Annotated in this window: 14 protein-coding genes; 13 read left to right on the top strand and 1 reads right to left on the bottom strand. The window is 48.7% G+C overall.

Translation table 11 applies throughout. The annotated features are described in order from the left end of the window. The first annotated feature begins 198 nt into the window (after positions 1–198). The 8 genes from ACY2VW_RS13130 (at position 199) to ACY2VW_RS13095 (ending at position 6,293) form a co-directional block, all read left to right on the top strand. The gene (locus tag ACY2VW_RS13130; protein ID WP_461878356.1) at positions 199–471 is read left to right on the top strand and encodes a hypothetical protein; all 273 of its coding nucleotides are present in this window, start codon (positions 199–201) and stop codon (positions 469–471) included. Next, positions 455–733, top strand: coding sequence for a DUF4160 domain-containing protein (locus tag ACY2VW_RS13125; RefSeq protein ID WP_461878355.1), 279 nt, complete (start codon positions 455–457; stop codon positions 731–733). Before ACY2VW_RS13130 ends, ACY2VW_RS13125 begins: the two co-directional genes overlap by 17 nt. 76 nt (positions 734–809) lie before the next feature. Next, positions 810–986: a DUF6472 family protein gene (locus ACY2VW_RS13120; RefSeq protein ID WP_243106377.1), complete on the top strand. Its 177-nt coding sequence runs from the start codon at positions 810–812 to the stop codon at positions 984–986. 73 nt (positions 987–1,059) lie between these two features. Next, positions 1,060–1,581, top strand: coding sequence for a nitroreductase family protein (locus ACY2VW_RS13115; protein ID WP_461878354.1), 522 nt, complete (start codon positions 1,060–1,062; stop codon positions 1,579–1,581). A gap of 89 nt (positions 1,582–1,670) precedes the next feature. Then, positions 1,671–2,342, top strand: coding sequence for a response regulator transcription factor (locus tag ACY2VW_RS13110; RefSeq protein WP_461878353.1), 672 nt, complete (start codon positions 1,671–1,673; stop codon positions 2,340–2,342). 24 nt (positions 2,343–2,366) lie between these two features. Then, positions 2,367–3,386 carry a sensor histidine kinase gene (locus tag ACY2VW_RS13105; protein ID WP_461878352.1) on the top strand — a complete coding sequence of 340 codons (1,020 nt, stop codon included), beginning with the start codon at positions 2,367–2,369 and terminating at the stop codon, positions 3,384–3,386. Positions 3,387–3,532: 146 nt separating this feature from the next. Next, a complete protein-coding gene (locus ACY2VW_RS13100) occupies positions 3,533–4,300 on the top strand; it encodes an ABC transporter ATP-binding protein (RefSeq protein ID WP_055227632.1) in 768 nt (255 codons plus the stop codon). Beyond that, a complete protein-coding gene (locus ACY2VW_RS13095; RefSeq protein WP_461878351.1) occupies positions 4,293–6,293 on the top strand; it encodes an FtsX-like permease family protein in 2,001 nt (666 codons plus the stop codon). Before ACY2VW_RS13100 ends, ACY2VW_RS13095 begins: the two co-directional genes overlap by 8 nt. 118 nt (positions 6,294–6,411) lie before the next feature. Here the strand turns inward: ACY2VW_RS13095 and ACY2VW_RS13090 are convergent, their stop codons facing one another. Beyond that, complete coding sequence (locus ACY2VW_RS13090) at positions 6,412–6,951, bottom strand: FKBP-type peptidyl-prolyl cis-trans isomerase (RefSeq protein ID WP_199681629.1); 540 nt, start codon at positions 6,949–6,951, stop codon at positions 6,412–6,414. Positions 6,952–7,202: 251 nt separating this feature from the next. Here ACY2VW_RS13090 and ACY2VW_RS13085 point away from each other — a divergent pair, with 251 nt between their 5' ends. The 5 genes from ACY2VW_RS13085 to ACY2VW_RS13065 all read left to right on the top strand — a co-directional run. After that, the gene (locus ACY2VW_RS13085) at positions 7,203–8,675 is read left to right on the top strand and encodes a vWA domain-containing protein (protein ID WP_461878350.1); all 1,473 of its coding nucleotides are present in this window, start codon (positions 7,203–7,205) and stop codon (positions 8,673–8,675) included. A gap of 87 nt (positions 8,676–8,762) precedes the next feature. Further along, a complete protein-coding gene (locus ACY2VW_RS13080) occupies positions 8,763–10,202 on the top strand; it encodes an ATP-binding protein (RefSeq protein ID WP_461878349.1) in 1,440 nt (479 codons plus the stop codon). Between the two features lie 29 nt (positions 10,203–10,231). Next, a complete protein-coding gene (gene truA / locus ACY2VW_RS13075) occupies positions 10,232–10,969 on the top strand; it encodes a tRNA pseudouridine(38-40) synthase TruA (protein WP_117760794.1) in 738 nt (245 codons plus the stop codon). Positions 10,970–11,075: 106 nt separating this feature from the next. Next, positions 11,076–12,404 (top strand): electron transport complex subunit RsxC, encoded by a 1,329-nt coding sequence (gene rsxC, locus ACY2VW_RS13070; RefSeq protein WP_461878348.1) that lies wholly within the window; start codon positions 11,076–11,078, stop codon positions 12,402–12,404. A 13-nt stretch (positions 12,405–12,417) separates the two neighbouring features. Further along, on the top strand, positions 12,418–12,813 hold a 396-nt coding region (locus tag ACY2VW_RS13065; RefSeq protein WP_461878347.1), incomplete at its 3' end, for an RnfABCDGE type electron transport complex subunit D.

The raw sequence follows: 12,813 nt of genomic DNA, 5'->3' as shown, positions 1-12,813 counted from the left end.
CATAAAGATAAAAAGCTGTACCGTAGGGCATACGGGAACAGGATAAACATAGCTTGTGGACACTGTGTAAGACATTGCAGTACCGTAAAGTATTCGTCAATGCAGTAGTGGTAGAAACAAGAATCCCACTGCTTTAGCTGTGGGGAGTGTCAAGCGAAAGGAATCGAATAGAAAGCAAGAAATGGGAGGAATTGCCATATGATGTATCCATTCATGACATTAAATGACGATACGGAAATTACCCACTCAGAAATGAAAGCAGATGGAAAAGTAAAAGTATATATTGAAACTCCCGACGAATCTGGTGGATTTCACAATGCAACATGCTGGCTTCCGGGATACCAGTGGGAAGAAATTGAGGGATATTCGGATGCGGAAATGGCTTATTTTAAGCAGTTGATTCGAAATAATGCACACCTTATTCTTGAATTTTCAAAAGAAGGAGGCGTTTTGAATGCTGCAAATTCTTAGAATCGGACCATACAGTCTGTATTTCTGGTCGAATGAAAGTGATCCATTGGAACCAATTCATATTCACATTTCAGAGGGACGGGAAAGTGCAGCTGCAACAAAAGTCTGGATTACAAGTACGGGAAAAGCAATGGTATGCAACAACAATTCCAAAATTCCAGAAAATGTGTTAAAAAAACTGGTGCGAATCGTTGAGGCCAACAGTGAAACTATCATAGAGGAATGGCTGAATCGTTTCGGGGAGATCCGTTATTTCTGCTGATATACGATAAAAGAAAGAGGAACTACAAATGACAGAACTAACACCCCACACACAGAAGAAGACGCACTCCCGCCAGATGGCTACAAGCTGTGAGTCGTGCGGCAATTTTGTGTATGATGAGGAGTATGAGTGCTACACCTGCGAGGTCGATCTTGATGAGGATGAGATGGCACGTTTTCTGCAGGATAAATTTTACAACTGTCCGTACTACCAGCTCGGCGATGAGTATCGGATTGTGCGGAAACAGATGTAGCAGGCAATGCGTCCGGTATACAAAGCTGCGGCGTTTGCGATAAAAATAGAAAAAGAACAGGAGGATTTTTACCATGAACAACGAAGTATTAAATGCAATCAAAACAAGAAGAAGCATCCGCAAATACAAAGCGGAGCAGATTACGGATGAGCAGCTTGATGCGATTCTGGAGGCCGGAACGTATGCGGCAACCGGCATGGGAAAACAGTCGCCGGTGATTGTTGTGGTACAGAAACCGGAGCTGATTGCAAAACTTTCGAAAATGAATGCGGCTGTTATGGGTACAACATCCGATCCGTTCTACGGTGCGCCGACCGTTCTGATCGTGCTTGCTGACCCGGAGCGCGGAACTTATGTGGAGGACGGCTCTCTTGTCATGGGAAATCTGATGCTGGCAGCACATGCCGTTGGTGTGGATTCCTGCTGGATCCATCGTGCAAAAGAAGAGTTTGCGGGCCCGGAAGGAAAAGCCCTCTTAAAAGAGTGGGGACTTTCCGAAAATTATGTTGGCATCGGACACTGCATCCTCGGCTATCGCGACTGCGAGTACCCGGAGGCAAAAGAAAGAAAAGCAGATTACATTGTAAGAGTATAATCATCTGCGAAAACGGCTCCGGGAGCGGCTGTGCGTCGACAACACCCGCCCCGGAGTCCTATGTTTAAAGTGACAACAGAGGAACAGCCATGTATCGAATTATGATTGTAGAAGATGATGAAATCATCGCCCGCGCCGTACAGCAGAACCTGGTTTCCTGGGGCATGGATGCATTCTGTGTGCAGGATTTTTCCAGCATTCTCGCCGAATTCGCCGCGAAAAGCCCGCAATTAGTGCTGATGGACATTCATCTTCCCTTTTTTAACGGATTTCACTGGTGCCAGGAGATTCGAAAAGTCTCTAAAGTGCCGGTAATTTTTCTTTCTTCTGCATCGGACAACATGAACATCATTATGGCCGTTAATATGGGCGGCGATGACTTTATCGCGAAGCCGTTTGATTTAAGTGTCCTGACCGCCAAAGTCCAGGCGATGCTCCGCCGCACCTACGAATTTGCCGGAGAAACGAATTTCCTCGAGCACCGCGGTGCCATGCTCGATACGGGAAGTGGTGTGCTGAATTACCGGGGAAAGCGGATTGAGCTGACCAAAAATGAGTGGCGTATTCTGCAGTCCCTTCTCGAAAATAAAGGAAAAGCCGTCAGCCGCGATATGCTGATGATGCATCTGTGGGAGTCGGACAGCTTTATAGATGACAACACGCTGACCGTCAACGTCACGCGCCTGCGGAAAAAACTGGAGGAGGCAGGACTTACAGACTTTATCCAGACGAAAAAGGGTGTCGGCTACCTGATCGCATGACGGAAGCAGAACAGGAGAAAAAGGATGGAACAACAGAAAGAGGGAATCCGGCAGGAGTTTATGCTTCTTAACTGGTATTTGAAAGAGCATCTTGCATCGGCCGTGCGGATTGCCGCTTTTATAGGAGTATTTTCACTCCTCTGTTTTCTGCGCAATGTGCCGCAGGATGTCACCGTTTATATGATCGTGCTGATGGCTGCTGTCGGAGCCGCAGATTTTTGCTTTCATTATGGGAAGTACCGGAAACATCATCTGGTCTTAGCACTCCTTGCCGCCGAACCGCAGGGCAAAACAGAAGCGCTTCCGGAGGCGGACGGGCTTCTGGCGCGGGATTACCAGCAGATCATCGCATCCTACGAGCGGCAGTTTCAGGAAGAACAGATTAAGATGGAGCAGAAATACCGCGATATGATGGAGTATTACACGATGTGGACCCATCAGATCAAAACGCCGATTGCGGCGATGCGGCTGCTTCTGCAGGAGGAGGATACGCCGCTTTCGCGTGAAATGCAGAGCGAACTTTTCCAGACGGAGCAGTATGTGCAGATGGCGCTGCAGTACCTGCGCATGGAAAAAATGACATCGGATCTTGTCTTTGCAAGGTACGATTTGGATGCGCTGATCCGCCAGGCTGTGCGGAAATATGCCCCGCTTTTTATCCGCCGGAAAATTATCCTTTCCTACGAGCCGGTGCACTGCGAGGTGCTGACAGATGAAAAATGGCTCGTCTTTGTGCTGGAGCAGATTCTGTCAAATGCGCTGAAATACACGAAAAGTGGAAGCATTCACATCTATCTGTCACCGGATGCACCAAAAACGCTGGTGATTGAGGACACCGGCATCGGCATTGCGCCGGAGGATCTGCCGCGGATTTTCGAAAAAGGCTACACGGGCTGCAACGGCCGCGCAGACAAGCGGTCAACGGGCATCGGACTGTATCTGTGCCGCCAGATCATGGAGAAACTTTCGCATACTATCCGCATCGAGTCGGAGATGGGAGTGGGAACGAAGGTGTATCTTGGGCTGGATACCGTATCCCTGTAGTACATAGAGAGCTTCGCCGGGAATCTTACAGAAATGTAAGGTTGCCGGTCTTTTTGTAAGATGATCCTAAGGCAGAAGAGGGCGCGGACGGGTATAATAAGCCTTGTCAATTAAGAAAACAGTTCAGACAGAAAGGAAAATGTGACATGGCAATTCTGGAAGTAGAACATCTGAAAAAAACATATACCACGCGCCTTGGCAGCAACCGGGTGGAAGCGTTGAAAGACGTTAATTTTACAGTGGAACGGGGCGAATTTGTTGCAATTATGGGCGAATCGGGAAGCGGAAAAACGACGCTTCTGAACCTGCTCGCAGCACTAGACAAGCCAACCGGCGGACAGGTGCGGTTAAATGGAAAGAATCTCGGCGAATTAAAAGAGAAGGAGATTGCCGGATTCCGCCGCGAAAATTTAGGTTTCGTGTTCCAGGACTTCAACCTGCTCGATACCTTTTCCCTGCGTGACAACATTTATCTGCCGCTCGTGCTGGAAGGAAAAAAATACGAGGAGATGAGTCTTCGGGCAGAACCGATTGCGAAAAAACTCGGCATCACCCAGGTCCTCAATAAATACCCATATGAGGTGTCCGGCGGACAGAAGCAGCGTGCAGCCGTTGCGCGTGCGCTGATTACCAATCCGGAGCTGGTTCTTGCGGATGAGCCTTCCGGCGCGCTCGATTCCCATGCAGCGGATGGCCTCATGAAACTGTTCGGGGAGATCAACGAGGAGGGCCAGACGATTGTTATGGTAACGCACAGTGTGAAGGCGGCCTGCTCGGCGAAGCGTGTGCTGTTCATCAAGGACGGCGAGGTCTTCCACCAGCTGTATCGCGGTTCTTTAGGGCGCGATGAGATGTATCAGAAGATCTCCGATACACTGACAATTCTTGCGACGGGTGGTGAACGGGATGAATAACCTGCTGTATGCCAGACTGGCAAAAACAAATTTGAGCAAAAACCGTCAGAATATTCTTCCGTATCTGCTGTCATGCATCGGCACGGTGGTGATGTTTTTTATCATGGATACACTGGCGCAGGGAAGTGGCTTTGATTCCATGATCGGAAAAGATACGATCCTGACAGTGATGGGGATGGGAACCTATATCATTGGCCTGTTCGCGGTGATTTTTCTGATCTACAGCAACAGTTTTCTGGCAAAAAGAAGAAAAAAAGAGTTCGGTCTGTTCCAGATTCTCGGCATGGAGAAAAAGCATCTGGCGAAGATCCTCTTTTTTGAGAGTCTGTATCTGTGGGCGGCATCGCTTGGAATCGGTATTCTGCTCGGTGTGTTGCTGTACCGCCTGCTGTTTCTGGTGCTGATGAAGCTGACCGGACTGAACGGAACAATTGGTTTTGCGTTCAGTGCAAAAGCCGTGGGAAGTACGATGCTGCTGTTCGGCCTGACTTTTGTGATCAATTTTCTCTTAAGCCTTCGCCAGATCCACGTCTCACAGCCGGTCGAACTGCTGCACGGCGGCGCGCAGGGTGAGCGGGAACCGAAAACGAAGCTTTTGACGGCGGTTCTTGGATTCATGCTGCTTGGTGTTGGTTATTATCTGGCTCTGACCTGCCAGTCCTCGATGGACGCACTTGATAAGTTTTTTAATGCAATCGCTTTGGTTATGGTGGGAACGTACTGCCTGTTTTCTGCTGGAAGTATTGCATTTTTGAAAATTCTGAAGAAAAACAAGAATTATTATTACCAGACACGCCATTTTACAAGCATTTCAGGTATGCTGTACCGCATGAAGCAAAATGCGGTCGGTCTTGCGAATATCTGTATTCTGTCAACGGGTGTGCTTCTGGTTATCTCCATCAGCACATGTCTGTGGACGGGAATTGAGGAGGTTACCTATACGCGGTTTCCACATCAGATTTCGATCGAAGCAAATACTGGCGTGAGCGGCATTATGAAGACAGTGGAACCGGTCAGTCAGAAGATGATAGAGGAAGTGAAAACTGGGATTGATCAGCATCTGGAAGAAAAGCAGCTCAGAAAAAAGTATGAAAGTGATCAGAGATACTATGTTATGCTTGCTGATGTAGATAGAAACAAAGTAGAAAAAACACAGTCAGATGATGCTGCGGCGAGCACACTGATAAAAATCATGGAAGAGTCGGAGTACAATCAGGTAACCGGCGAACAGGTAGAGCTGGAACCAGGGCAGGCTCTGGTTTTTCAGGAAAAACAGAAAAATTATGGATATGACACGATTGAACTGGGAAATCAGACGTATGAAGTAAAAAAATGGAATACCGATAAGAAATCGTACATTCTGGATGAGAAGACGCAGATGTATGAGACAATGACGGTGGTGACGCGGAACAAGGAAGCAAAGGAAGCGTATGCAGCTGTGCAGGGAGAGGAGCCAGAAGGATACAGTTGGGAATATGCTCTGGATCTTATCGGGGATGCCGGCGAACAGATCACAGTTGGAGATGAGATTGAGACGATACTGACGGAGTCATCTTTTAACGGATGGGTGGAAGTGCGCGAAAAAGAGCGCAATACGGTTTACAGTCTGTATGGTTCACTTCTGTTTTTAGGTGTTTTCGTTGGTGCGCTGTTTTTGATGGGTGCCGTTATGATTATCTATTACAAGCAGGTTTCAGAAGGCTTCGATGACCGAAAACGGTTCCAGCTTATGCAGAAGGTCGGCATGAGCCGCAAAGAAATCCGTCAGACGATTCAGTCACAGGTGGTAACGGTCTTTTTCATGCCGCTCGCGGTGGCCGTGGTGCATACAATGATAGCGTTTCCATTGACCAGGCGTATCATGGCAATGCTGAATTTCCCGGACAGCAATCTGTTTCTGGCTGCAACAGCAATTACGATTGCGGCGTTTGCCGTGGTTTACCTGATCGTCTATGTGCTGACGGCGCGGGCGTATTACAAAATTGTGGAATAAGAAGATGTACTTTTTTTAATACATCGAAGCGTCTTTGAAAAAAACTTAACAAAAAAATAATAAGAAAAAGACATCCGGCGCAGACGGAAAATCTGCGGGGGATGTCTTTTTGGTTGTTCTATTTATAAATGCCGTTGATGGTAACTTTGAAAAGAGCTTCCTTTCCATTGAGTTCGTCTTTTCCATAGTCTTCCGGGAAAGTGACGGTTACATCTACGCTGTCGCCCGGGTGATGGCCGATGAGCTGTTCTTCAAAGTCATCGATGTAAGTGTGGGAGCCGATCACAAGATCAGCGCCGTTTCCTTTTGTGTTTCCACCTTCAAATTCCACGCCGTCAATGGAGCCGACATAGTCGATATTGACGGTATCACCGTCCTCAATGGTGAGGGAAGTGTCGGTCTGCAAAGAGGCAGAAGCCGAAGTGGAGGCTGATGAGGCGGATGCGGCCGATGAGGCTGTGGAGGTATCCTCCGAGGCACTTTTGACAGAGAGTCGTTTGGAATCGAGTACGCTGGCAATAATAAGGCCGACGATCACAACGACAATCAGAGCTGGTCCGGCCCAGCTCCAGATCTTTTTGTAATGCGCTACTTTCGCTTCGTGCTCCCGCTCTTTGGCACGCCGTTCCTTGGCAGCTTTTCTGTTTTCTTTGTTCATAAAAAGGATCTCCTTTGCGCTTTTACGACTGCAATCGTATTTTATAATATCAAGTATATCATAAAAATATGGTAAAAGTGTGAAAAAAATAACACGATCCAACATTGTCAATGCTCAAAAATGACGATATAATGAGTGCAAGTGAGCCAAATGAAAATTTATTTTCAGTTGGCGAACGACGAATGTCGCTTACGCGATAGCGTAAGATTGAGTGCAAGTGAGAAAACGTGGCGAGTAAGGGAGTGAATAAAATGGATGACTGGAGTAGTTTCAGAACGACGACATCCGAACAGCAGCGCCTCCGGGCTGCACTTTCCGGCTTTTGTGAATCGCAGGATCTTCCGGAAGAACAGCGAGCCGCATATACCGCATACCTGCGGAAACGCATTCGTCCCGCTGTCGAAATGCTGATTCGTGAGGATGATTTTTCAAAGCTGGAAAATATTCTGCAGACCGGATGGCTGTCCGATGCAGACCGAAAACGTTTTCTCAACCTTGCTGCCGACCAGCAGAAATGGCAGGCTTTCCGCATTCTCCTGAACCGGAGCTCACAGGATCCGATGCAGGAGAATACGGAAAGCAGAAAAACAGAAGCTGCGTTTCAAAAAGAAAAGCCCACAAAAGAAAAAGAAGCGCTGGCGCTCCGGCTTTTCGAAGAAGCCCGCAAAAACCTCTGCTGGCTGTACCCGGAACTTGGTGAAGCGATTCTTTTCTTTCAGCATCAGCCATCCGACAGGACAAAAGCCATCACATCCGACGGTCATACGATATATTTTAACTCCGATTTTGTACTCCGCATGTGTGCCGAAAATTCATCGTTCCTCAAGGAAGGCTATCAGCACCTGCTGCTGGAATGCATCCGCCGGTTTGGGAAAGAAATACCGGAGCCGGAAAAAAAAGAACAGCCCCCGGTTTCATGGCTGATGCCGGAAAAAGAAAAACAGTCTCCGGTTTCATGGCTGGTGCCGGGAAAAGAGCCGGAACTTATCGAGTCTTTTCAATCAGTCTGGAAACGTGCTTCCCGTAAGTTGGCGGAAAACTACGGCACCGGCGGCCTGCGGCGAGGCCAGAACCGTGGTGGAAAAAAAGAAACCCTGTCCGGGATCGAAAAAAGAGCGTACAATTACCGCCGCTTCCTGAAACGCTTTACCGTTACCCGCGAGGAAATGGAGCTGGATCTCGACAGCTTTGATCCAGTTGCTTACCATTATGGGCTTATGTATTACGGAAATTTCCCTTTCATCGAGCCGCCGGAGACGCGCGAGGGAAACCGTCTCGAAGAGCTGGTTATCGCGATCGACACATCCGGTTCGTGCAAAAAAGAAATTGTAGCAAAGTTCCTTGGTGAGACGCGCAACATTCTTGAAGAAAAAGAAAACTTCTTTTCCAGCTGGAACGTCTGCCTGATCCAGTGCGACAGCTTTGTGCAGGATGTCACGATGATTCATTCCCCGAAAGAATGGGAAGCGTACCGCGAAGCAGTCACGATCAAGGGTCGAGGCGGAACCGATTTCCGTCCTGTCTTTCAGAAAGTGGAAGAGTTGCGGGAACAGCACGTATTCCGAAACTTAAAAGCGTTGATCTATTTTACCGACGGAGACGGAATTTATCCCGAACAAAAGCCCGATTACGAGACGGCATTCGTCTTTGTCAGACAGACCGAAAAAATGAATCTTGTCCCCAAATGGGCAAAAAAACTGCTGACAGAAGAATGTACTCTTTGAACACAACTGACAAAAAAGCATCTCGCAAAATCAAACACAGAAAGATTTCGAGAGTACATAAAGAGCGCATAAGATAAGAGAGAACATATGAACATACAAGAAGCAAAAGAGACAATTGAAACAGCCCTGCGCGCATACTTTGCAAGAGATGAAATTGGTTTTCCACTGGTTCCGCTCCGGCAGCAGCGTCCCATTCTCCTGATCGGCCCGCCGGGCATCGGAAAAACGGCAATTATGGAGCAGATCGCAGAAGAGTGCGGTGTGGGGCTTGTCGCCTACACGATGACACACCATACGCGTCAGAGTGCCATGGGCCTTCCGGAGATCTGCACACGTGGAATCGAAGGGAAAATGGTACATACAACGGAATACACGATGAGCGAGATCATCGCCTCGATCTATGACTGCATGGAGCAGACCGGAAAGAAGCGGGGTATCCTCTTTCTCGATGAAATTAACTGCGTCTCCGAGACCCTCGCTCCGGTAATGCTGCAGCTTTTGCAGGACAAAAAATTCGGCAATCAGCACATCCCGGATGACTGGCTGATCGTGGCCGCCGGAAATCCGCCGGAATATAATAAATCTGTGCGGGAATTTGATGTGGCAACGCTTGACCGTGTGCGGAAGATCGAGGTGCTTCCCGAGCTTTCCGTGTGGCTCTCCTATGCAGAGAAAAATCAGATCCACAGCGCCGTGACAACGTACCTTATGGCACACAGTGACCATTTTTATTCTGTTTCGCAGGAAGCGGATGAGAAGCGTTTTGTGACAGCACGCGGCTGGGAGGATTTGTCGGCAGTGCTGAAAAGTTATGAAATCCTGCATTTTCCGGTCGACGAAGCACTGATCGGACAATATTTGCAGGAAGAAAAGACAGCGGAGGAATTCAGCTCGTACTACAGGATTTACGAAAAATATGGACAGGATTACGGTGTAGAGGAGATTCTGACCGGTGCATTTTCTGGAAAAATCATGGCAGAAAAACAGAAGATGGCGGCAAATGGTTCCGCAGAAGAGCGATCTGTACTGCTGTCTCTGTTTCATGCGGCACTTCAGAAAGAGGCATCCGGCTGCCAGAAGCAGGAGCACACGGCAAAGGAGCTCTCCGAGTGCTTGCGCCAGTTTACCGGGCTTTGCAGGCAGAAAAAAGATGAGACATACGCATCCTGGCTACAACAGAAAGAGCAGGGATTTGCAGTGTGCAAACAGCAGGGACTGCTGAAAAAGGGCGAGGAAGAAACGAATGCGCGGGTCTTGAAAAAGTTAAAAAAACTCGAGGAGACCGCTAAAAAATGTCGCAAAACCGATTCAGATCAGATGAAAGAGCTTTTTGAAACGGTATGTGAACTGGAACAGGAAAAAGTGGAGAAGGAAGTAAAGGATGTGAAACTGCAGGTCCGCCGTGCCGCTGAATTTTTACAGAACAGCTTTCCGGGCGGAGCAGAAGTGGTGCTGTTTGAAGCAAATCTGGCGCGAAGTCCAGCGTTACGGAGCTTTTTGATTGAGAAAAGCATGGATGCCGAATGATAAGCGGCCACTTTGGAAAGGAGAAAAAGATGAATTATAAAATGATCCTGCAGTACGACGGCACGCGCTATAACGGCTGGCAGAAGCAGGGAAATACGGACAACACGATTCAGGGCAAGCTCGAAACGCTGTTGTCCAGGATCGCAGGAGAGCCGGTGGAGATCCACGGCGCGGGCAGAACCGATGCCGGCGTCCATGCGGCGGGACAGGTCGCAAATGCAAAGTTCCATACTGATCTATCCGATGAAGAACTTCTGCAGACAATCAACCATTATCTGCCGGAAGACATCGAAGTCACCAGCCTCGCGCGGATGCCGGAGCGCTTCCACAGCCGTCTGAATGCGGTGGACAAAACATACGAATACCGTATCGTGATCGATGGCAGAAAGCATGTTTTCGAGCGGAAATACGTGTATTTTCCGGAAGCACCGCTCGATGTGGAAAAAATGAAAGAAGCATCGAAAGCGTTTATCGGAACGTATGATTTCAGGAGCTTCTGTGCCAACAAACGTATGAAAAAATCGACAGTACGGACGATTACCGGAATTGATTTCTGCGAGAAAGACGGGATTCTTATCATTTCCTATACCGGAACCGGTTTTCTGTACCACATGGTGCGGATCCTGACCGGAACGCTTGTGGAGGCCGGGATGGGAAAACGGGATATCGCATCAATGACGGAGCTTCTCAAAGCAAAAAATCGCGAAAGTGCAGGTTTTCTTGCACCGGCATGCGGACTCCTGTTAAAAGAAGTCCGATATGAATAACCGAAATAATCAGGGCAATACACCAGCCTTTTTTGCATAAAAAACCGAAAAAAGGCTGTGAATTGATAAATGCAGCATAGAAAAGAGAAAGGATGAGGTGAAAAGCATGTTTCAGAAGAAAAGAAATACTTTTCATGGCGGCGTTCACCCGTACGAGGGAAAAGAGCTCTCCAAGGACAAACCGATTGTCAAAGCGCAGCCGGGCAACTTATTGTATTACGCAGTGTCACAGCACATCGGAGCGCCTGCTGTGCCGATCGTACAAAAAGGCGACCATGTAAAAGCGGGACAGAAAATCGCAGAAGCGGGAGGATTTGTTTCGGCTCCTGTTTACGCATCGGTTTCCGGCACGGTAAAAGGAATTGAGAAAAAAGTTTCCGCAGCCGGTTCCCCGGTAGACTGTATCGTTGTGGAGAACGACGGGCTGTATGAAAAAGAAGCATTTGAGGAGTGCCCGCACTGGGAAAAACTCGACGCAGATACGATCCGGAACAAGATCAAAGAGGCCGGAATCGTGGGAATGGGAGGTGCAGGCTTCCCGACACACGTCAAAGTATCCCCGAAAGATCCGTCAGCGATTGACCACATTCTCGTCAATGGAGCAGAGTGTGAGCCGTATCTGACGAGCGACTACCGCAGAATGCTCGAGGAGCCGGAAAAGGTGATCGGAGGCTTAAAAATCATGCTGCATATGTTCCCGAAAGCAAAGGGAATCATCTGCATTGAGGACAACAAACCGGACTGTATCACAAAATTCCGTGAGCTGGTACTTCCGGAGGACAACATTGAGGTTCTGGAGCTCAAAACGAAATACCCGCAGGGTGCCGAGCGTATGCTGATCTATGCAGCAACAGGACGAAAGGTAAATTCTTCCATGCTGCCGGCGGACGCGGGCTGTATCGTGGATAACATTGATACCGTGACCGCTATTTACCAGGCAGTCCGCTTCGGCGAACCGCTGATGAGCCGTATTGTTACCGTGACGGGAGATGCAGTACAGAATCCATGCAACTTTGAAGTGCCGGTCGGCATGCTCTTGTCCGAACTTTTAGAGCAGGCAGGCGGTCTGAAAAACGAGGCGGTCAAGATCATCTGCGGTGGCCCGATGATGGGAAGAGCATTGTTTACAATGGATGTTCCTGTTACTAAGACAACATCTGCACTGACCTGCCTCACCGAGGATGAAGTATCTGCGCTGGCACCATCTGCCTGCATCAACTGCGGACGCTGTGTTTCCGTCTGTCCGGGTCAGATTCTTCCGGCCCGCCTTTCTGTTTTTGCGGAGCACGGTGAGGAAGAGAAGTTCCTGAAATATGGCGGAATGGAGTGCTGTGAATGTGGCTGTTGTTCCTTTATCTGCCCGGCAAGACGTCCGCTGACGCAGGAGATCAGCTCAATGCGTAAAGTGCTTCTGGCAAAGAGAAAGAAGAAATAGGGGGACCTTACATATGAATGGATTATTACACGTATCATCTTCCCCGCACGCACGGTCCAAGGTAACGACGGATAAAATCATGTTTGCCGTCCTGCTTGCCCTTGCCCCGGCAGTCTGCGTGGGAATCTGGAATTTCGGCCTTCGGGCACTGCTTTTGATTGTGATTTCGATGGCAGTCTGTCCCCTGACGGAATATCTGTATGAAAAAGGAATGAAGAAACCGGTGACGATTGCCGACGGCAGTGCACTGGTAACCGGTCTTCTGCTGGCAATGAACATGCCGGTGCAGGCACCTCTTTGGATGCCGGTGATCGGTGGTGTGTTTGCAATTCTCGTTGTAAAACAGCTTTTCGGCGGTCTTGGCCAGAACATCATGAACCCGGCGCTTGCAGGAAGATGTTTCCTTTTG

The organism is Fusicatenibacter sp., from assembly GCF_977045365.1.
This window is presented reverse-complemented; position numbering and strand designations above follow the sequence as displayed.